21 protein-coding genes are annotated in these 18,837 nt (G+C 74.4%); 3 read left to right on the forward strand and 18 right to left on the reverse strand.

Going from position 1 to position 18,837, the window contains the following annotated elements; all coding sequences use genetic code 11:
* Nucleotides 1-130: 130 nt before the first annotated feature.
* Nucleotides 131-1,249 carry a sensor histidine kinase gene (locus ABD158_RS08780; protein WP_344006203.1) on the reverse strand — a complete coding sequence of 373 codons (1,119 nt, stop codon included), beginning with the start codon at nt 1,247-1,249 and terminating at the stop codon, nt 131-133.
* Between the two features lie 143 nt (nt 1,250-1,392).
* Between ABD158_RS08780 and phoU the strand changes: the two genes are divergently transcribed.
* On the forward strand, nt 1,393-2,046 hold the full coding sequence (gene phoU, locus ABD158_RS08785; protein ID WP_344006204.1) for a phosphate signaling complex protein PhoU: 654 nt from the start codon (nt 1,393-1,395) through the stop codon (nt 2,044-2,046).
* Nucleotides 2,047-2,331: 285 nt separating this feature from the next.
* On the opposite strand, the gene ABD158_RS08790 is transcribed toward phoU, so the two are convergent.
* From ABD158_RS08790 to ABD158_RS08800, 3 genes are read right to left on the reverse strand one after another with little or no spacing between them, the layout of a single operon-like run.
* A complete protein-coding gene (locus tag ABD158_RS08790) occupies nt 2,332-3,090 on the reverse strand; it encodes a phosphoglyceromutase (protein WP_344006205.1) in 759 nt (252 codons plus the stop codon).
* On the reverse strand, nt 3,090-3,653 hold the full coding sequence (locus ABD158_RS08795; protein WP_344006207.1) for a hypothetical protein: 564 nt from the start codon (nt 3,651-3,653) through the stop codon (nt 3,090-3,092). The genes ABD158_RS08790 and ABD158_RS08795 overlap by 1 nt, the downstream gene beginning before the upstream one ends.
* 30 nt (nt 3,654-3,683) lie before the next feature.
* A complete protein-coding gene (locus tag ABD158_RS08800) occupies nt 3,684-4,820 on the reverse strand; it encodes a UbiA family prenyltransferase (protein WP_344006208.1) in 1,137 nt (378 codons plus the stop codon).
* A gap of 292 nt (nt 4,821-5,112) precedes the next feature.
* On the opposite strand from ABD158_RS08800, the gene ABD158_RS08805 reads away from it, so the two are divergent.
* Together ABD158_RS08805 and ABD158_RS08810 are read left to right on the forward strand one after the other, a co-directional pair.
* The gene (locus ABD158_RS08805; RefSeq protein ID WP_344006210.1) at nt 5,113-5,598 is read left to right on the forward strand and encodes a CarD family transcriptional regulator; all 486 of its coding nucleotides are present in this window, start codon (nt 5,113-5,115) and stop codon (nt 5,596-5,598) included.
* Between the two features lie 5 nt (nt 5,599-5,603).
* The gene (locus ABD158_RS08810) at nt 5,604-6,293 is read left to right on the forward strand and encodes a 2-C-methyl-D-erythritol 4-phosphate cytidylyltransferase (protein WP_344006212.1); all 690 of its coding nucleotides are present in this window, start codon (nt 5,604-5,606) and stop codon (nt 6,291-6,293) included.
* A 30-nt stretch (nt 6,294-6,323) separates the two neighbouring features.
* Here the strand turns inward: ABD158_RS08810 and ABD158_RS08815 are convergent, their stop codons facing one another.
* The 14 genes from ABD158_RS08815 to ABD158_RS08880 form a co-directional block, all read right to left on the reverse strand.
* Nucleotides 6,324-6,632, reverse strand: coding sequence for a hypothetical protein (locus ABD158_RS08815; RefSeq protein ID WP_344006215.1), 309 nt, complete (start codon nt 6,630-6,632; stop codon nt 6,324-6,326).
* Nucleotides 6,629-7,435, reverse strand: a complete 807-nt coding sequence (locus ABD158_RS08820; RefSeq protein ID WP_344006216.1) for an IspD/TarI family cytidylyltransferase — start codon at nt 7,433-7,435, stop codon at nt 6,629-6,631. Before ABD158_RS08820 ends, ABD158_RS08815 begins: the two co-directional genes overlap by 4 nt.
* A gap of 76 nt (nt 7,436-7,511) precedes the next feature.
* Entirely contained in the window at nt 7,512-8,846 is a 1,335-nt protein-coding gene (locus ABD158_RS08825; RefSeq protein WP_344006218.1) for an NAD(P)H-dependent oxidoreductase, read from the reverse strand.
* 1 nt (nt 8,847) lies between these two features.
* On the reverse strand, nt 8,848-9,240 hold the full coding sequence (locus ABD158_RS08830) for a PTS glucitol/sorbitol transporter subunit IIA (protein WP_344006220.1): 393 nt from the start codon (nt 9,238-9,240) through the stop codon (nt 8,848-8,850).
* A complete protein-coding gene (locus ABD158_RS08835; protein WP_344006222.1) occupies nt 9,237-9,608 on the reverse strand; it encodes a PTS glucitol/sorbitol transporter subunit IIB in 372 nt (123 codons plus the stop codon). The genes ABD158_RS08830 and ABD158_RS08835 overlap by 4 nt, the downstream gene beginning before the upstream one ends.
* A gap of 94 nt (nt 9,609-9,702) precedes the next feature.
* Nucleotides 9,703-10,290, reverse strand: a complete 588-nt coding sequence (locus ABD158_RS08840) for a PTS glucitol/sorbitol transporter subunit IIB (RefSeq protein ID WP_344006224.1) — start codon at nt 10,288-10,290, stop codon at nt 9,703-9,705.
* Nucleotides 10,287-10,907 (reverse strand): PTS glucitol/sorbitol transporter subunit IIC, encoded by a 621-nt coding sequence (gene srlA, locus ABD158_RS08845; RefSeq protein ID WP_344006226.1) that lies wholly within the window; start codon nt 10,905-10,907, stop codon nt 10,287-10,289. Before srlA ends, ABD158_RS08840 begins: the two co-directional genes overlap by 4 nt.
* Before the next feature lie 128 nt (nt 10,908-11,035).
* Complete coding sequence (locus ABD158_RS08850) at nt 11,036-11,464, reverse strand: transcriptional regulator GutM (protein ID WP_344006228.1); 429 nt, start codon at nt 11,462-11,464, stop codon at nt 11,036-11,038.
* A complete protein-coding gene (locus tag ABD158_RS08855; protein WP_344006230.1) occupies nt 11,461-12,459 on the reverse strand; it encodes a sugar-binding transcriptional regulator in 999 nt (332 codons plus the stop codon). The genes ABD158_RS08850 and ABD158_RS08855 overlap by 4 nt, the downstream gene beginning before the upstream one ends.
* 127 nt (nt 12,460-12,586) lie before the next feature.
* Nucleotides 12,587-13,903 (reverse strand): dihydrolipoamide acetyltransferase family protein, encoded by a 1,317-nt coding sequence (locus ABD158_RS08860; RefSeq protein WP_344006233.1) that lies wholly within the window; start codon nt 13,901-13,903, stop codon nt 12,587-12,589.
* Entirely contained in the window at nt 13,903-14,892 is a 990-nt protein-coding gene (locus ABD158_RS08865) for an alpha-ketoacid dehydrogenase subunit beta (protein WP_344006235.1), read from the reverse strand. Before ABD158_RS08865 ends, ABD158_RS08860 begins: the two co-directional genes overlap by 1 nt.
* A gap of 38 nt (nt 14,893-14,930) precedes the next feature.
* A complete protein-coding gene (locus tag ABD158_RS08870) occupies nt 14,931-15,920 on the reverse strand; it encodes a thiamine pyrophosphate-dependent dehydrogenase E1 component subunit alpha (RefSeq protein ID WP_344006238.1) in 990 nt (329 codons plus the stop codon).
* Between the two features lie 356 nt (nt 15,921-16,276).
* The gene (locus tag ABD158_RS08875; protein WP_344006241.1) at nt 16,277-17,674 is read right to left on the reverse strand and encodes a YlbE family protein; all 1,398 of its coding nucleotides are present in this window, start codon (nt 17,672-17,674) and stop codon (nt 16,277-16,279) included.
* Nucleotides 17,671-18,837: AllF/FdrA family protein (locus tag ABD158_RS08880; protein WP_344006244.1), on the reverse strand; the 1,167-nt coding region annotated here is incomplete at its 5' end. The genes ABD158_RS08875 and ABD158_RS08880, both read right to left, overlap by 4 nt.

The following is an 18,837-nucleotide window of genomic DNA, read 5'->3' on the forward strand; positions in this document are numbered from 1 at the left end:
GGACGTCTCCTCCTGCGCTGGTCCACGCGGTCGTACGGGGCGAGCGCGCCGATCGGCTCGCTGCTGGTCACACGGTAGAGCCCCCGATGTCGCCGTGCGGTCATCCGTCCGGGGTCGCGGACACGGAGGCTCACAGGGCGCGGGGGAGGGTCAGGGTGAAGGTCGAGCCCTGGCCCTCGACGGACCAGACCCGGACGTCGCCGCCGTGGGTGGCGGCGACGTGCTTGACGATGGAGAGGCCGAGCCCGGTGCCCCCGGTGGAGCGGTGGCGCGCCGGGTCGACGCGGTAGAAGCGCTCGAAGATCCGGTCGATCTCGCCGGCCGGGATGCCGATGCCCTGGTCGGTGATCGAGACGTCGACGGCGTCCTCCTCGCCGCGGGCGCTGACGAGCACCGAGGAGCCCTCCCGGGAGTAGGCGACGGCGTTGGCGACGAGGTTGCCGACCGCGACGCCGATCTGCTCGGCGTTGCCCAGGACCTCGAGGCCCTCCTCGCCGCCCGCGACGACGGTGATCCGGCGCGCCTGGGCGTCGATCGCGCTGGCGTCGATCGACGACGCGACGACCTCGTCGACGCTCACCCGCACCGGCTGGTCGAGCGGCTCGTCGCCCTGCAGGCGCGACAGCTCGATGATCTGCTGGACCAGGGTGGACAGCCGTACGCTCTCCTTGCCCATCCGCCCGGCGAACCGCTTGACCGCCTCGGGGTCGTCCGCGGCGTCGGCGACGGCCTCCGCCAGCAGCGCGATGGCGCCGACCGGGGTCTTGAGCTCGTGGCTGACGTTGGCGACGAAGTCCCGGCGTACGGCCTCGACGCGGCGCTCGCGCGTGCGGTCCTCCACCAGCGCCAGCACCAGGCGCGAGCCGAGCGGCGCCACCCGGGCGGTCACGTGGCGCGACGGCACGCCCGTGTCGCGGGTCATCACCATCTCGATCTCGCGGATCTGCCCGTCGCGGCGCACCGCCCGCACGAGCTCGGCGAGCTCCTCGGCGACCAGCTCGTTGCCGCGCACCAGGCCCAGGGCGTACGCCGGGGCCGAGGCCTTGAGCACGTTCTCGCCCTCGTCGACGACCACCGCGCTGCTGCGCAGCACGGACAGGACCGTGGCGACGCCGCTCGGCAGGACCGGCTCGGTCACCGGCGGGACCCGGGACTGCTGGCGGTCGCTGATGTGCCAGGCGAGGACCGTGCCGCCGGCGACGACGGCGCCGACGAGCGCGGCAAGGAACGCCTGCACCGTCGGATCCACAGCCCGGACTGTACGGCGGCGCGCCGACCCCGCGGCGCCGGGCGGCGCCGCGGGACGTCGGGCCGCGCAGTGTTCACTGCTCGTTCACGCCGCCGATCCGGCTCGTCGGCCCGCCGGTCGGTCACCGGCCTAGGGTGGGACGCATGCGTGAGGCCTACTACGACGAGCTCGAGGGCGTCTTCGACGACCTCGCCGAGATCACCAAGATGGTCGAGGAGGCCGTGCAGTCCGCCACCCAGGCGCTGCTCACCGGGGACGCCGAGCTCGCGGAGCGCGTCATCTCCGCCGACGCCGCCATCGACTCGCGCCGCGAGAAGGTGGAGAACGACGCCTTCAACCTGCTCTCGCTGCAGCAGCCGGTGGCCCGCGACCTGCGCACCATCGTCGCCGCGCTGCGGATGGTCTCCGAGCTGGAGCGGATGGGCGACCTCGCCGAGCACGTCGCCAAGGTCGCCCGCCTCCGGGTGCCCGGTCTCGCCGTGCCCGAGACGCTGCGCCCGACCATGACCCGCATGTCCACGATCGCCCTGGAGATGGTCGGCCGCCTGCGCGTCGTCATCACCGACCGCGACGTCTCCGCCGCCGCCCGCCTCGCCGAGATCGACGAGGAGATGGACAAGCTGCGGCGGCTCAACTTCACCGAGCTCCTCCGCGCCGACTGGAGCCACGGCGTCGAGGCCGCCGTCGACGTCGCCCTGCTGGGCCGCTACTACGAGCGCCTCGCCGACCACGCCGTCGCCGTCGCCAACCGCGTCGTCTACGTCGTCACCGGCGACTTCCCCGTCGCCGGGGTCTGAGACCCGCTCCCGGCCCGTCCCGCCCGGGCCTCGCGGGGTAGTCCCTGACGTTCGGGCCGTGCTACGGGGTAGTCCCTGACGTCCGGGCCGTGCTGCGGGATGGTCCCTGACGTTCGGACCGTCGTACGGCGGTGATCCGGGTCGGGACGTCAGGGACCATCCCGGCGGGGGCCCGGGGCGAGGGTCACCCGGCTCGAGGTCCGGCCCCGACGGCCGGGCGTGCGGGTCGTGGGTGTCTCGACCCCGCTGAGCTGACGGAGGGCGCTCGTGCTCGCGCCCTCCGGCTCAGCGGCCCTGGTTGGCGACGGCCGCGGCGGCGGCCGCGGCGGCCTCGGGGTCGAGGTACTCGCCGGGACCCAGCGGGCGGAGGTCGTCGCCGAGGCGGTAGACCAGCGGCTGGCCGGTGGGGATGTTGAGGCCGGCGATCTCGTCGTCGCCGATGCCGTCGAGGTGCTTGACGATCGCGCGCAGGCTGTTGCCGTGCGCGGCCACGAGGACCACCCGGCCGGACTGCAGGTCGGCGGCGGCGTCGCCCTCCCACCACGGCATCAGCCGGGCGATGACGTCGGCCAGGCACTCGGTGCGGGGCATCTCGTCGCCGAGGTCGGCGTAGCGCGGGTCGTGGGCCTGGGAGAACTCGTCGTCGAGGTCGATCTCCGGCGGCGGCGTGTCGAAGCTGCGGCGCCACAGCATGAACTGCTCCTCGCCGTACTCCGCGAGGGTCTGCTTCTTGTCCTTGCCCTGCAGGGCGCCGTAGTGGCGCTCGTTGAGGCGCCACGTACGACGCACCGGGATCCAGTGGCGGTCGGCGGCGTCGAGCGACAGCGCGGCGGTCGTGATCGCGCGGCGCAGGAGCGAGGTGTGCACGACGTCGGGCAGCAGGCCCGACTCGCGCAGCAGGCGACCGCCCGCGGCGGCCTCGGCGCGGCCCTTGTCGGTGAGGTCGACGTCGACCCAGCCCGTGAAGAGGTTCTTGGCGTTCCAGTCGCTCTCGCCGTGGCGGAGCAGGACGAGGGTGCGGTCCTCGGACGGGGTCGCGGCCATCACTCGACCTCCGAGCCCTCGGGCAGGACCTCGTCGGCCGGGGTGTAGAGGTCCTCGGTCGGGAACTCGTCCTCCTCGGTGAGGACGGACCCGTCGAGCCCGGCGTAGTAGCCGTTGTTGGCGACCACCGGGACCGCGAAGGTCACCTGCTGACCGCCGCTGTAGGAGATCTCCACGTCGACGAAGCTGCCGAGGCCGAAGTCCCCCTCGACCGGCACGCCCTGGTCGTCGTCCGCGAGGTTGACCGCCCCGCCCGGGGGCAGCTCGATGGGCTCGAACTCCGGGGCCTCGACGTCACCGCCGATGGACTCCACGGTGCCGGGGTCGGTCGGGTACTTGTTGGCGAAGGTCGCGATGAACGTGCCCTCCCCGTCGCCCTCGGTGGAGACGATCACGGCGCCCGCCACGTCGACCGACGCGTCGCGGTCGAACGTCCCGGCGGCGGGGACGTAGACGAGGTTGGTGTTCTCGTTGAACCCGCACGAGGCGAGGACCGGGACCGCCAGCGCGAGGGCGCCGGTCGCTGCCGCCCGCCGGACGAGGGAACGATGCTTCGTGGCCACGACGCGGAGCCTACCGGCGCACCGGTGCGATCACCGGACCAGGCCCTGCTGCGCGGCGACGGTCACCAGCGCGATCACCAGACCGACGCCGAGCACGCCCGCGAGACCCAGGAGCCGCGGGGCGCCGGTGCGCAGCGCGACCCGCAGCGGGAGGTGCCGGCGGCCCTCCCGGTGGTCGTCGACGAGCCCGGGCAGCGCGCGCAGCACGTGCACCACGACGCCCAGGCCGGCGGCGATCGCGACCAGGGCCGGCTGCGGGGGACCGCCCTGCTCGGTGCCGGGCGGCGCGGCGTACGCCAGCACGGCCGGGTAGAGCGCGAACGACGCGGCCCACGGCACCCACGAGAACCACCCGCCGCGCAGCGAGATGTTGCCGAGCAGGCCCACCGCCCAGGCCACGAGGTACGACGCGCCCGCCAGCACGCCGTTCGAGATCGACAGCGGCACCAGGAGGAGCAGCCCGAGGACGAAGGCGTACCAGACGGTGCCCGGCTCGAGGCGCCCCTCGGCGATCGGCTTGCGGCGGCGACGGGTCTCGTCGCCCCGGTCGCGGGCGGCGGCGATCGCGGCGGCGTCGCGGTCGCGGTCGACGAGGTCGTTGTGCCAGCCGAGCAGGCCCTGGCCGACCAGGGCGGTCGCGCCCAGCAGGCCGATCTCCTCCGCGGGGCGGCCCGCGAGCGCGGCGGCCCCGGCCAGGGCCGCCCCGGTGACGACCGCCTGGCGGGGGTGGGCGGTGAGCACCAGCTGCCACAGGGCCGCGGGCCCGCGGGCGGGCACCACCGGCGCGCTCGTGGCGGGCGCGACGTCGTCCGGACCACCGGGGCGCGGGGTGCCGGACCCCACGGTGTCCGTGTCGCCGTCCCCGGCGGCGCGGGGACGCGTCAGCACGGCCGTGCCGCCCCCGCCGGCCGCGACGGCTGCGGGCTCGGCCTCCACGGCCCCGGGCTCCGTGGCCCCGGGCTCCGCGGCCCCGGGCTCCGTCGTCGCGGGGGTGGCGCCGCGCGCCCACCGGCGTCGCCGCTCCTCCTGGCGCCGCTGCCGCTGCGCCCGCTTCTCGGCCCGGGCCGTGGCGCGGGCGTCGGGCTCGGCCCCGGTCGCCGGGGTGCCGCTCGCGGAGCGTCCCGGCGTGGTCTCGTCGGCCCCACCCGACTGCTGCTGTCCTCCCATGGAGGGGAGTATCCGCTGCCGGGGCCCGCGGCGGCACCCGAAGCGCGGATCGCCTGTCCCCGATCCCGTCGTCCGGGCGCTGCCGGGGGCCCGGACGGAGGTGCGCGGAGGGGGTCGGGAGCGCCCCGGAGGGTCCGCGACGGGGCCTCGTGGCGAGGCTCCCGGGGCTCCGCGGATACACACCGATTATGCTCTGTCAAGACCCGCGCAGGCCTCTGACCTGCACAAACGTCGCCGGAGCACCCCGCCGGCCGTGATATGATGGGGGTCCTTCGGAAGGGGAAACGTACATATGACATTCACCGTCGGCGAAACGGTCGTCTACCCGAACCACGGCGCTGCGATCATCGAGGACATCGAGATGCGCACCATCAAGGGTGAGGACCGCCAGTACCTCGTCCTGCGGATCGTGGCCCAGCAGGACCTGGTCGTCCGGGTCCCCGCGTGCAACCTCGACCTCGTCGGAGTCCGCGACGTCGTCGACAAGGAGGGCCTCGACCGCGTGTTCGACGTGCTCCGTGCGCGGGAGGTCGAGGAGCCGACCAACTGGTCGCGCCGCTACAAGGCCAACCTGGAGAAGCTGCACAGCGGCGACGTCATGAAGGTCGCCGAGGTCGTGCGCGACCTGTGGCGTCGCGAGCGTGACCGCGGCCTGTCGGCCGGCGAGAAGCGGATGCTGGCCAAGGCCCGCCAGATCCTGGTCTCCGAGCTCGCGCTCGCGGAGAGCACCAACGAGGACAAGGCCGAGACCATCCTCGACGAGGTGCTCGCGTCCTGAACGACGTGGACCACGCGTACGACGCCCCCGCGACCCCGGTCGCGGGGGCGTCGCTCGTCTGCGTGCTCGCGCTGCACGACCGCGGACGGCTCCCCTACGCCTCGCTGCACGGCGAGCCGATGCACGTCCACGCCTGGCGGGCACTGGTCACGGCGAGCGAGCGGCTCGCCGTCGCCCCGCCGGTGCTGCTCGTCGATCCCCACGACCGCGTCGCGGCGCTGGCCGACCTGGCCCTCGCCACCGGTCGGGCGCCCGACGAGGTCGTCGTGGGCGACCCCGCGAGGTGGCGGCCGCCGGTCGCGGCGGACGTCCTGGTCCACGACCCGCTCTGCCCGCTCACCCCGGCGGACTTCCTGGTCGAGCTGGGCGCGACCGCGCCCCGCGTGGCGGCCGTCGGCTGCCGCCCCGTCACCGACACGGTCAAGACCGTCGAGGACGACCGGATCGACGCCACCGTCGACCGTGACGGCCTGGTCGCCGTCGCGGCGCCCGCGCTGGTGCCCGCCGCCCGTCACCGTGGTGGTGCGCTGCCGACCGCCGACATGCCCACGCTGCTGCGCTGGCTCCGCGAGGACGGCGACGTGGCCCTGCCCAAGGCGCCGTCGATGGCGCGACGGGTCGAGGACGGCTCCGCCCTGGTCGTGCTCGAGAGCATCGACGAGCTCGCCGGCCGCGTCCGCACCGCCCCGCGCTGACGCGCCCACGCCCGCCGTCGCGCGGCGGGCTCAGCGCTTGAGGACCGCCCAGAACTCCCGGGCGAACTTCACCGGCTGACGGGCCAGCGCCGCCGGCAGCGACATCGCGTAGCCCACCGGGTCGTCGGCGGCGCGGCGCAGCATGCGGCGGGGCTTGCTGGCGACGCGCTGCTCGAGGTCCGCCACGTACGCCGGGAGGAGCGCGCGGCCCGAGACCTCCGTGCGACGTCCGCAGCGGGTGCACTCGACGTGCTCGAGCAGCCGGCCGGCGTAGCGGAGCTCGTGGTCGGTGACGTCGTCGCAGTGCTCGCACAGCAGCTCGGCGATCGCGTCGCTCATCGCGTCCCCTCTCCTCGTGCGCGGCGCAGCGTCGGCAGGTGGGGGAGTCGACGCCCGTGCGGCGGCGTGCGACCGCCCGACAGGTCGTAGTCCACCTTCTCGAGCAGGCGCTCGGCAAGGAAGAGGTCCTCGGGGAACGTGATCTTCACGTTGGTGGCGTCCCCGGGCACGCAGCGCACCGGCAGGTCGGTGTAGCGCTCCATGCAGCTGGCGGTGTCGGTGCCCACGAAGCCGTCGGCGTGGGCCGCGGCGTACGCCCCCAGCAGCGGTCCGGCGCGGAAGGCCTGCGGGGTCTGCACCGCGACGAGCCGGTCGGCCAGCACCTCGGTGGGCTCGCGGGGCGCCAGGGAGCGCTGGTCGGCCACCGGGATCGCCCCGCCGTGGGTCAGGGCCTGCTCGGTCACGGTCGCGAAGACGTCGGAGGACGCCAGCGGCCGGGCGGCGTCGTGGATCGCGACGACGTCGAGGTCGCCGGCGGCGATGGCCGGGGCCAGGGCCTGCAGGGCCGCCCACTCCGACTCGTGGCGGCTGGCACCGCCCACGACGAGGCGGACGGGGCCCTCGACCTCGCGGCGGCAGATCGCCTCGACCTGCTCCTGGTCGCCCTCCCGCACCACCACGACGGTCTCGACGAACATCGGCAGCAGGCGCGCCCACCGGATGGACCAGGTGAAGACCCGACGCCCCGCGAGGGGCAGCAGCACCTTGTTGGTCGCGTGCCCGGACCGGCGACCCTCGCCGGCGGCGAGGAGGACGAGGGCGGCGCGCGGGGTCGGGGCCGCCGGGGTGGAGGCGGCCGGCACGACGGCGAGCGTAGCCAGACGCCCCCACCCCGGCCGAGCCGGGATGGGGGCGTCGTGGTGGCGGTGACGCGGACGCTCAGACGGCGGCCGCGGCCCGACCGGACAGCTCGACCAGCGACGGCACCTCGGCGCCGGGGGTGTCCATCGACTCCTGGATGCGGCGCATCCGCGTGATCAGCATCGTCTCGTCGAGCTCGACGTCGTCGTAGGTCAGCGTGTGGTCGACCGGGACGTCGTGCTTCAACGTCGCCCCGGCGAGCACGCCGAGCGGCGCCAGGCCGCGCGAGGCGAAGTCGGCGGCGTCGACGATGTGGCCGCGGACGGTCTCGCCGCCGATCCCGTCGATCCGGCTGCCGGCCTTCAGGACCGCCTTGGTCTGGGCGCCGACCTCGGCGGTCCAGTGCTCCGAGACCAGGCTCGGCCGGCCGTCGAGGACCATCTCGTAGACGGTGAGGGGCGCCTCGATGCTCGCCAGGTGGTAGGGCCGGTAGATCGCGAAGTACGGCCCGTCGCCCATCTGGAGGTAGGTCATCTCGTGGTGGACGTAGGGGTCCTCGGTGCGGACCACCACGAACACGCCGGGGGCCACGTCGCCGGTGCAGTAGTCGACGACGCCGGGACGGTCGATGACGCCGCCGTCCTCGACGAGCGCGAACGTCTCGTGGAGGGTCGCGACCGAGGACGGCGGGCCGTGCATGCCCTCGGTGCTGACCTCGAGGCCCGTCGTGTTGGCTAGCGAGGCCATCTCGATCATGGCCTTCGAGCCGTCGACGAAGCTGCAGAGCATCTTCGGGTTCATCTGCTTGGTCGCGGCGCGCTCGGCCAGGGTCACCGGGGTCGCGTAGCGGTCCAGCGGGTTGTTCTTGCCCTTGCCGGCCGCGATCACCTCGAAGTTGAGGTCGCGGGCGAAGTCCACCAGCTTCTTGGTCTCCACCGGCTCGTCGCCGCGGCACACCGAGTACAGCGCGCCCGACTCCTCGGCCAGCTGCTTCATGTAGCGGCCGACGGTGACGTCGGCCTCCACGGTCAGCGTGGCCACGCTGGTGCCGCCCGAGAGGGCCTGCACGGCGACCTGGACGGCCACCTCGGGCACCCCGGTGGCCTCGACGACGACGTCGAGGGGCAGCCCGGCCAGGTCGCGGACGTCGGTCAGCGCGACGCTGCCGCCGGCCTCGATGGCCTCGGCCGCGGCGGCCACGTCGTCGACGGCGACCGGCTGCACGCCGGCCTGGGTCAGGGCCTCGGTCGCGCGGTCGAGCTGGACGTCCAGCACGGCCGACAGCGCGATGCCGGGCATCCGGAGGAGCTGGGCGGCGAACCCGCGGCCCATCTGGCCGGCGCCGACCAGCCCGACGCGCAGCGGGCGGCCGGTCTCGTCGAGCCGCTCCTGCAGCCTGTCGCGGTAGCTCATCTCATGCCTGCTCTCTGGTGATGCGGAAGACGTCGCCCTCGGCGGGCGTGGGGAGGGGACCCGTGCGGACGCAGACGTCGCCGGGCAGCTTGGCCTCGGTGCGACCGTCGGCCTTGATGTCGAGGTGGCCCAGGTTGAGGAGGTTGTCGCGCACGACCGAGCCCACGGCCAGCACCTCGAGGTGCTCGGGGGCGTCGGCCGGGCCGATGACGATGGTGTCGCCCGGGAGCGGACCGTCCTCGGTGACCGCGGCCTCGTGGAGCACCGAGATGTCGTGCAGCTCCGGCGGCGCGGTGTGGGCGAAGAGCACGATGATCCCGTGGTCGAGGAACGCCGGCACCTGGGCGCCGACCGCGGTGACCCGCGTGTCGTAGACGGTGGTGGAGGCGCTCACTCGCCGGTCACGTCCTCGGGCTTGACGCCGGAGACGAAGAGGTCCTCGGTGATGAACTGGGCCAGCGGGCCGGCGGGGCTCGTGGCGTGGATGTCGACGGTCTTGACCTTCTTCATCGGGTAGACGCCGACGCGGGCGGTGCCGCCGCAGTCGATGACGGCCACCGCGAGCTTGTCGAAGGGGGCGGAGCCCTTGAAGCCGTCGACGACCTCGCCGCCGGTGAGCTCGGCGATCCGCTGCGCGACCGGGTGGATGCCGCCGCCGGTGATCGAGGCGATCAGGGGACGCTCGGCCGACGGGGTGATGGTCAGCGGTCCGCCCCAGCCGCCGCGTCCGGCGGTGACCTTGGCGGAGGTGTACTCGCTCATGTGTGCTCCTCGGTGTTGTCGTTCGGGTGTCGAGCGGCGGGTGGCGCGGCGTACGTCGGGTCCCGACGTACGCCGCGCCCGGGTGTGGCGGGTCTCAGCTGCTGGAGCTGTAGAGGCCGAAGCTCGCGAAGTAGGCGATGACGACGGCCAGCGGGCCGGTGACGAGCCGCGAGAACAGGACGGCGGGGACGCCGACCTCCACGGTCTCGGGCTCGGCCTCGCCCAGGGACAGCCCGACGGGGATGAAGTCGCAGCCGACCTGGGGGTTGATGGCGAACAGGGCGGGCAGGGCGTACTGCGGCGGGATGTCGCCCTGGCCGATGCGGTCGCCGAGCAGCACGCCGACGACCTGCGCGATCACGGCGCCGGGGCCGAGGATCGGGGACAGGATCGGGATCGAGCAGAAGATGGCGATCACGAGCAGGCCGAGCAGGCTGCCGGCCACCGGCGCGACCAGGTTGGCGAGCGCGTCGCCCAGGCCGGAGGCGTTGATGATGCCGATCAGGACGGCGATGAACGCCATGAACGGCAGGATGTTGCGGATGACGGTGTCGATCGTGTCGCGACCGGCCTGGTAGAGGACGCCGACGACGCCGCCCACCTTGGTCCCGACGGTGACGAGGATCCGGGTCACGGCGTTGGGACGGCCGCTGACGGTGCTGGCGCGGGTGCTGCTGCTCATGCGACGGACTCCTCGGTGGTGGTCGCACGCCGGGAGAGCATGCGGGAGGTGATGAGCTCCGTGACGATGCCGCGGATCAGGATGACGACCAGGCCGACGAGCAGGAAGCGGACCGCGAGGTCGCTGGTGCTCAGGCCCAGGGTGGTGATGCCCGCCGCGATCCCGAGGTAGACGAACAGCTCGGCGGGGTTGGCGTGCGGGAACAGCCCGGTGATCGGGTGCACGAAGCTGACCGCGGAGTCGTAGAACGCCGGCTTGTAGCGCTCCGGCAGGAACCGACCCATGGTGTAGGCCATCGGGTTGGTCAGGAAGAAGACGCTGAGCACCGGCAGCAGCAGGTAGCGGACCGGGTAGTACTGGATCCCGGGACGGGCGGCCAGCTCACCGACCTTGTCGATCCGCTCGGGACCGACCGCGCGGATCAGCGCATTGACCGCGGTGAGCAGCACGATCAGCAGCGGGATGATCCCGGTGACGAGGCCGACGAAGACCTCGCCACCGGCCTGGAACAGCCCGATGAACCATTCGGCCGCGTGGGCGAGGACGCCGAAGAACCCGCTCGGGTCCTCGACGGTGGTCTCCGTTGTCAGGGGGAGACCCAGGGTGGTGAGTGTCATGATTACTCCTGTCAGGCGGCCCGCTGGGCCGTTGGACGACGTCCCGGTTGTCCTGGGTCGTCGGGGGTGTCGGGTGAGGCCGACGTTCCTGCGCCGCGCGCGGGTCGGGCGACCCGCGCGCGGTGGTGCTAGGTCGTGGGGGCCGCGGCCACGGGCTTGCCCGTGACGCGGTCGGTGCGGGTGATGAGCAGCTCGGCGGCCTGGCGGGCCGCGAGCCTCTGGGGCCGGGTCAGGCCGTCGAGGTCCCCGGCGCCGGCGACCTCGCGCACGGTGCGCCCGGCCAGGGCCGGCAGCGGCTTGGCCGAGGCGAAGGTGGTGTAGCCGGCGAGCACGAGGGCGTCGGCGACGACGCCGTCGGGCGAGACCCGGTCGACCGAGAACGCGACGTACGCGCGACCACCGCGGTAGCGGTTGCCGCCCACGCCGACCGTCACGGGACCGGAGGCCTTGAGGCGGACGACGTCGCCGTTGAAGCGGACGGACTGCTGGTAGGTGAAGTACAGCTGGACCATCCACCCGGCGACGACGGCGCCGAGGACGAGCAGGACCGAGGTCATGGGGTCTCCTGTGCTGCGGGGGTGTCGGCGGCCGGGGCGAGCCCGGCCTCGGACAGGACGCTGCGGGCGAGGGCCTCGTCGCAGACGAGCGAGTCGACGAGCCGGCCCCGGAGGGCCCCGAGCACGCCGAGGGTCTTGGCGCGGCCGTGGGCGACGCCCACGACGTGGGGGATCGCGACGAGGTCGTCGAGGGTGACGGCGATGACGCGCTCGCCGACGGCGGCCTCGACGGGGCGGCCCTCGGCGTCGTAGTAGCGGGCGGCGAGGTCGCCGACGGGCCGGGCGGCCCGGAAGGCGGCCCGCTCCTCGGCGTCGAGGTCGAGGCTGCGGATGATCGCGCTGGACGAGCCGTGGTCGGGGCTGCCGATGCCGACGAACGCGAGGTCGGCCTGCCGGGCGCGCTCGAGCGCGGCCGAGATGGACGGCTCGCGCAGCAGCGCGGCGGTGCTGACCGGGGACTCGAGCGTGGCCGGGGCGTGGAGGAAGCGGTAGTCGGCGCCGATGCGCAGCGCGAGCTCGCGGACCAGCTCCTGGCCGCTGATCTCGTTGGCGATCGACGACAGGCCGCCGACGAGCTGCACGAGGTTGAGGTCGTGGTGCTCGACCTCGGTGGTGACCGCGTAGACCATCGACTGCAGGTTGGTGCCCCAGGACAGGGCGACGGTCATGGAGTCCTTGAGGCTGTCGACGAGGAGCCGCGCGGCCTGGCGGCCGACCTGCTCCTCGGGACGGGCGCCGGGACCGGCGGTGTGCGCCACCCGGACCTCGCGGAGGCCGAACGCGCCGCGCAGACGCTCCTCGAGGTCGTGGACGCGACCGATCGGGTCGTTGATCCGGATCTCGACGATGCCCTGGCGCTGGGCCTCGGTCAGCATGCGCGAGACGTTGGACCGGCTGGTGCCGAGCTGGTCGGCGACCTCGGCCTGGGAGGCGCCCTGCACGTAGTACAGGCGGGCGGCCGCGAGCAGCGTCGCGGGGTCACGGGGCGATGGCATCGTCACCTCCTTGCGGATCAGTAGTCACGTATGTGCTGACGGGTCTTGTCTAGTGTGTGAAGCAGGTCACGGTCAAGGGGCGACCCACCATGTCCGCCCACCGGTCTGGACCGGTGGGCGGACGCGCTCAGAGCGTGCCGCCCAGACGGGCCTGGACCGCGGCGAGCAGGCGGGCCGCGTGGGCGCCGTCGGCGACGCGGTGGTCGACCGTGAGGCCGGCCTCGACCACCAGGGCGGTGCCGAGGCCGCCGGGGACGGCGACCGGACGGCGGCCGACCGCACCCAGGGCCAGGACGCTGGCCTGGGGCGGCGTGAGCAGGGCCTGGAAGCGGTCCACGCCCAGTCCGCCGAGGTTGGACAGCGACGCGTTGGCCGGCGCCATGTGGGACGGGTCGACCTTGCCGCCCTGGGCCTGCGCCACGACGGCCCGCAGCTCGGCGTCGACCTCGGCGGCGGCCGGGACGTCCGGCTCGGCGAAGGTCGGCACCAGCAGCCCGCGGTCGGTGGCCACGGCGACCGCGACGCACGGCGGCGCCGGCTCGGTCGGCCCGTCGTCCTCCCAGCGGCTCAGCAGCTCGGGGACCTCGCGCAGCCCCGCGGCGTACGCCCGCAGCAGGACGGTGGTCCACGACAGGCCGTGACGGGTCACGTCCGCAGCGTCGAGGTGCAGCGTGCGCCACACCGTGAACTGCGGGATCGACGCGCTCGGCACCATGGCCCGCGCCACCGCGCGGCGCACCGCCGTACGACGGGCGTCGGCGTGGCCACCCGCGGCGACCTTCGCCGCCGCCGGGCTGGCGGCCGGGGCCGCCGGGGCGGGGGTGGGCACGGCGGCGGGGGCGGCGGGGGCCGCCGTCGCCGGCGAGGCGGCCGCGCCGAGGACGGCCTCGACGTCGGGGACGCGCACCAGGCCGTCCGGGCCCGTGGGGGTCACCGCACTCAGGTCGACGCCGCGCTCGCGCGCCAGTCCGCGGGCGCGCGGCACGGCGGGGACGATCCCGACCTCGGGCTCGACCGCGGGCTCGGGCTCCGGCTCGGTCGGGGCGGCGGTCGTCGGGGCCTCGGCGGACGGCTCGGCGGGGGCCGGCTCGGACAGGACGTCCGAGGTGGCCGTGGGGAGCTCCGGCTCGGGCTGGGGCTCCGGCTCGGGCTCGGGCTCGGGCTGGGGCTCGCTGAGCAGGTCGCCGAAGCCGCCGCCGTCGTCCTCGCCCTCGACCCACCCCATGGGCTCACCGACGGGCACGACGTCGCCCTCGGTCGCCACGATCTCGACGAGGGTGCCGGAGACGGTGCTCTCGACCTCCATGTCGACCTTGTCGGTCATCACCTCGGCGACGACGTCGCCCTCGCTGATCACGTCCCCGACCGAGGCCGACCAGGTGCCGACCTCGCCCTCGGTCATCGTCATCGACATCTTGGGCATGCGGATGGCGAGACGGGCCATCAGGACTCCTTCATCATCGTGCGGGCGGCCTCGACGATGCCGTCGACCTGCGGGACGGAGGCCTTCTCGAGCTGCGGGGCGTAGGGGATGGGCGCGTTGAGGCCCGAGAGCCGCTTGATCGGGGCCAGGAGGCGGTAGATCGCGGGGGACTCGGTGATCCGCGCGGCGATCTCGGCGGTGAAGCCGACGTGGCCCGGGGCCTCCTGCACGAGCAGGGCGCGGCCGGTGCGGGAGACGTCGTCGAGGATCGGGGCGTCGTCGAGGGGCGACAGCGAGCGGGGGTCGACGACGGAGACCTCGATGCCGTCGGCGGCGAGGGTCTCGGCGGCCTCGAGGGCGCGGGAGACCATGACGCCGGTGGCGACGATCGTGATGTCCCGACCGGTCCGTCGTACGGCGGTCGTGGCCAGCGGGGTGCGGAAGGCCTCCTCGGGCACGTGGCCCGAGGTGCGGTAGAGGAGCTTGTGCTCGAGCACGATGACGGGGTTGGGGTCGTCGATCGCGGCGAGCAGCAGGCCCTTGGCGTCCTCGGGGGTCGAGGGCATGACGACCTTGAGGCCCGGCACGTGGGCGAACCAGGCCTCGAGGCTCTGCGAGTGCTGCGCGGCCGCGCCGGTGCCGGAGCCCAGGGGGGCGCGCAGCACCATCGGCACGGTGGCCGCGCCGCCGAGCATGAAGTGGATCTTGGCGGCCTGGTTGACGATCTGGTCCATCGCCTGGTTGGTGAAGTCCGAGAACTGGATCTCCACGATGGGCCGCATGCCGGCCATCGCCGCGCCGACGGCCGCGCCGACGATGCCGAGCTCGGAGATCGGGGTGTCGCGGATCCGCTCCGCGCCGAAGCGGTGGTACAGGTCGCCGGAGACGCCGAAGGCGCCGCCGTACACGCCGATGTCCTCGCCGAGCATGAAGACCCGGTCGTCGGCCTCCATGGCCTGGCCGATGGCCTCCCGGACCGCCTCGGCGTAGGTGATGACGCGCTCGCTCATGGGTGCTTCCTCAGCTCTCTTCTCGTACGTCGAGGGGGTCAGGCCGGCGCGAAGACGGCGTCGAGGATGTGGGTGGGGTCGGCGTCGGGAGCCTGGTTGGCCTCACGCACGCAGGAGCGGACGTCCTCGAGCGCGGCGGTGCGGACCGCCTGGACCTGCTCGTCGCTCAGCAGCCCGGACTCCTTGACCTTCGTCTCGAAGGCGAGGATCGGGTCCTTGCTGCGCCACTCCGCGATCTCCTCCTTGGTCCGGTAGAGGTTCTTGTCGGACTTGGAGTGGCCCTTCCAGCGGTAGGTGACCGACTCGAGGAGGGTCGGGCCCTCGCCGGCGCGGGCGCGGGCGACCGCGGTCGCGGCGGCGTCGTGGACGGCGACGAGGTCGTTGCCGTCGACGGTGACGCCGGGGATGCCGTAGGCCGCGGCGCGCTCGGCGATGGTCTTGATCGCGAACGACTTCTCGGTGGAGAAGGACATGCCGTACTTGTTGTTCTCGCAGACGAACACGACCGGCAGCTTCCAGATCGCGGCCAGGTTGACGGCCTCGTGGAACGCGCCCTCGTTGGCGGCGCCGTCGCCGAAGAAGCAGGCGACGACGCGGTCCTCGCCGCGCAGCTTGTAGGCGAGCGCCGCGCCCGCCGCGATCGGGATGCCGCCGGCGACGATGCCGTTGGCGCCGAGGTTGCCGGTGGCGACGTCGGCGATGTGCATCGAGCCGCCGCGGCCCCGGCAGTAGCCGGTCTCCTTCGCGAGCAGCTCGGCCATCATCCGCACGAGGTCGGCGCCCTTGCCGATGCAGTGGCCGTGGCCGCGGTGGGTCGAGGTGATCGCGTCGTCGTCACGCAGCGCCAGGCAGACCCCGGTCGCGGAGGCCTCCTGGCCGATCGAGAGGTGCATGGTGCCGTGCATCAGCCCGCGCGCGAAGAGGTCGTCGACCGCCTCCTCGAAGCGGCGGATCCGCCACATCGTGCGCAGCGCGTCCTGCGCCGCCTCGGCATCCGTCGTGAGGGCCTCGGCCGTCGTCAGGGTCATCCCGTCGTTCCTCCGTCTGCACATATGTGCGTCACGTCTTGCACCGACGTGCAGGAACGTACGTGAGCGTCGTCACCCCCCGCAAGCCCCGGGCACCTCAAGATCTGCGCAGGCACCGAGTCGGCAGGACCTCACGCCGTACGGCGGTCGAGTCGGCCCGGATGCGCAGGTGGACGGCGTCGAGTCGGCCCCAATGCGCAGGTGGACGGCGTCGAGTCGGCCCGGATGCGCAGGCACCGGCGCCTGCGCGGCCGACCCGTGGACCGCGTCGTGCGCATCCGGGCCGACTGGGGCCTCAGGCGGTGCGCATCCGGGCCGACTGGGGGGTCAGATGGTGCGCGTCCGGGCCGACCCGGTCAGGGGCGCGGGGGTGCGAGCTCGGCGAGGCGCGCGAGCGCGGCCGGGAAGATGCCGGCGGGCGGGGTCACCAGGCCCGCGCCGACCTGGCCGACGCCGGCGACGGCGCCGGCCATGCCGGTGTTGATCTGCGGCAGGATCCCGGTGCGGCAGACGCGGGTGACGTCGATGCCCGTCGGGGTGCCCTGGAAGTCCAGCACGGGCACGGACCAGCGCGGGTTCTCGGCCAGCGTGATCTCGTGCATGCGGCGGGTCGTGGCGAGCGCGTCGGGCACGGTGCCGCCGACGAGCCGGACGATCGCGGGAGCGGTGGCCATCGCGAACCCGCCGATGCCGGCGGTCTCGGTGATCGCGGAGTCGCCGATGTCGGGGTTGGCGTCCGCGGGGCCGTAGTCGCCGAGGAACAGCCCGTCGGCGACCTGGGCGGGCCCGGTGAACCACTCGTCGCCGGTGCCGGCGACCTGGATGCCGAAGTCGGTGCCGTTGCGGGCCATCGCGACCACCATCGTGGAGCCGTCGATGCCGCGGGCGGCGTCGAGCGCGAGCTTGCAGGCGGGCATGGCGAGGTTGAGGAAGAAGTGGTCGTTGCCGCCGACGAACCGCAGGACGTCCGCGACGTCGGCCGGCTCTCCGGCGGTCACCAGCGCGGGCGCGAGGTCGCGCAGCGTCATCAGCGTCCCGGCGCGGTTGCGGTTGTGGGCCTCGTCGCCCATCTGCAGCATCTGCGTGAGGACCCCGGTGACGTCGAGGGGGCCGGCCTCGTCCCGGACCCGTCGTACGGCGGCGCGGAGCAGCGGGCCGAGCACGTCGCCCATCCAGCGCAGCCGCGTCAGCACGTCGGGGCCGTAGGCGCCGTAGCGGAGCACCTTGCCGAGCCCCTCGTTGAGGGTGCAGTGCGTCCGGCGGCCGGTCTCGAGGTCCTCCAGCACCCACATCCACATGCTCGGGGTGACGACGCCGGCCATGGGGCCGACGGCGCCGCGGTGGTGGCAGGGCCCCAGCGACACGGAGCCGTCGGCGAACAGCGCGGGTGCGTCCTCGGGGTCGTCGACGAGACCCTCGAGGACGGCGCCGCCCATCAGGGCGCCGCGCAGCGGGCCCGACGCCCGTTCCCAGTCGATCGGGGGGCCGGCGTGCAGGAACTCGCCGCGCTCGAGGCCGAGGACCTCCGAGGCGGGGCCCACGTCGACGAGGTGCGCGGTGACGCCGAGGACCGCTGCGACGGCCCTCGCGTTGGCGTCCGTACGACGGGGGTCGAGCGCGACCCGCGCGAGGTCCGCGGTCACGTCCGAGCCCGGCGCGGCGACGGGCGGGCGCCAGTCCACGCGCTCGGTCGTCACGGCCTGGGCCTCGAGGGCGTCGGCGAGCAGGTCGGTGCCGGTGGTGACGACCCTCATCGGGCGGCCTCCTCGTCGTGGCGGGCGGACCCGGAGGCGATGGCGGCGGCGCGACGGGCCGCGCCGGCGTTGGAGAGGTGCACCTCGGCGCCCGCGTCGGCGAGCAGCCGGACCTGGCGGGCGTGGTCCTGCGGGTCGCCCGCCGTGCCGAGGACGGTGAGGACGACCGGCACCTCGAGCCCGGCCACGACGGGCGCCAGCGTCGCGGCGGGGTCGGGCTCCGCGCCGTGGCCGAGGACGACGTCGAGCAGCAGCACCGCGGTCGACGGGTCGGCGGCCGCCCGGCGCACCTCCTCCGTGCGCAGGGTGGGGTCGATCATCGGGTGGGCGCGCCCGGCGGTGTAGGCGTCGTCGCCGAAGTCGGTGAACGTGTGGGGGCCGTCCGCGCCGAGCGCCTCCTCGACCACCAGGCGGGCCTCGGTGCACAGGGTCCCGCCCACGAACAGCCCGACCACCGCACCACCGGCCCCGGACCGGCCGGCACGGGCGGTGCCGACCACGGGCCAGGTGGGCACCGCCGCACCGAGCCCGGTCAGCAGGGTCTCGGTGGCCGCGGTGAGGTCGGGGTGACCGGCGCCGAGCAGGGCGGTCAGGACGGGGGTGGCCGTCGCGTCGGCGACGGCACGCAGCTCGTCGGCGACGTCGGGTGCGGGGGGCTTGGACAGCAGCAGCACCTGCTCGACGCCGGGGTCCGCGTCCAGGCGGCGCAGCGCCTCCCGCGTGGCGAGCCCGCCGACCTCGGCGGTCAGGTCGCGTCCGCCCACGCCGTAGGCCTGGCTCACGCCGACGCCCGCGTGGTCGAGCAGCGCGAGGACCTGCTGGGCGCCGGTCCCGGAGGCGGCGACGAGGCCGACGGGCCCGGGGGCGACGACGTTCGCGAAGCCGAGACCCACCCCGTCGACGACGGCCGTGCCGCAGTCGGGGCCCATCACCAGCACGCCGTGCCCGGTGGCGAGCCGCTTGAGGGCGACCTCGTCGGCGAGGGGCACGTGGTCGGAGAAGACCATGACGTCGCAGCCGGCCTCGATCGCGTCGACGGCCTCGACCACGGCGCTGGGACCGGGCACCGACACCAGGACGACGGCGCGCCCGCCGCCCTGCGCGGCGACGGCGCGCGCCACGGCGGTGGTCGTGCGGTGCGCGGCCACCTCGCCGGCCGCGGG

It is taken from the genome of Nocardioides lentus, from assembly GCF_039529515.1.
Classification (GTDB): Bacteria; Actinomycetota; Actinomycetes; order Propionibacteriales; family Nocardioidaceae; genus Nocardioides; species Nocardioides lentus.

Excerpts from the sequence above, each read along its gene's own strand:
- phoU (WP_344006204.1), top strand. The coding sequence starts at position 1,393 with ATGCGTGAGGCCTACTACGACGAGCTCGAGGGCGTCTTCGACGACCTC.
- ABD158_RS08790 (WP_344006205.1), bottom strand. The coding sequence starts at position 3,090 with ATGGCCGCGACCCCGTCCGAGGACCGCACCCTCGTCCTGCTCCGCCAC.
- ABD158_RS08800 (WP_344006208.1), bottom strand. The coding sequence starts at position 4,820 with ATGGGAGGACAGCAGCAGTCGGGTGGGGCCGACGAGACCACGCCGGGA.
- ABD158_RS08805 (WP_344006210.1), top strand. The coding sequence starts at position 5,113 with ATGACATTCACCGTCGGCGAAACGGTCGTCTACCCGAACCACGGCGCT.
- ABD158_RS08815 (WP_344006215.1), bottom strand. The coding sequence starts at position 6,632 with ATGAGCGACGCGATCGCCGAGCTGCTGTGCGAGCACTGCGACGACGTC.
- ABD158_RS08825 (WP_344006218.1), bottom strand. The coding sequence starts at position 8,846 with ATGAGCTACCGCGACAGGCTGCAGGAGCGGCTCGACGAGACCGGCCGC.
- ABD158_RS08835 (WP_344006222.1), bottom strand. The coding sequence starts at position 9,608 with ATGAGCGAGTACACCTCCGCCAAGGTCACCGCCGGACGCGGCGGCTGG.
- ABD158_RS08840 (WP_344006224.1), bottom strand. The coding sequence starts at position 10,290 with ATGAGCAGCAGCACCCGCGCCAGCACCGTCAGCGGCCGTCCCAACGCC.
- srlA (WP_344006226.1), bottom strand. The coding sequence starts at position 10,907 with ATGACACTCACCACCCTGGGTCTCCCCCTGACAACGGAGACCACCGTC.
- ABD158_RS08850 (WP_344006228.1), bottom strand. The coding sequence starts at position 11,464 with ATGACCTCGGTCCTGCTCGTCCTCGGCGCCGTCGTCGCCGGGTGGATG.
- ABD158_RS08855 (WP_344006230.1), bottom strand. The coding sequence starts at position 12,459 with ATGCCATCGCCCCGTGACCCCGCGACGCTGCTCGCGGCCGCCCGCCTG.
- ABD158_RS08860 (WP_344006233.1), bottom strand. The coding sequence starts at position 13,903 with ATGGCCCGTCTCGCCATCCGCATGCCCAAGATGTCGATGACGATGACC.
- ABD158_RS08865 (WP_344006235.1), bottom strand. The coding sequence starts at position 14,892 with ATGAGCGAGCGCGTCATCACCTACGCCGAGGCGGTCCGGGAGGCCATC.
- ABD158_RS08870 (WP_344006238.1), bottom strand. The coding sequence starts at position 15,920 with ATGACCCTGACGACGGCCGAGGCCCTCACGACGGATGCCGAGGCGGCG.
- ABD158_RS08875 (WP_344006241.1), bottom strand. The coding sequence starts at position 17,674 with ATGAGGGTCGTCACCACCGGCACCGACCTGCTCGCCGACGCCCTCGAG.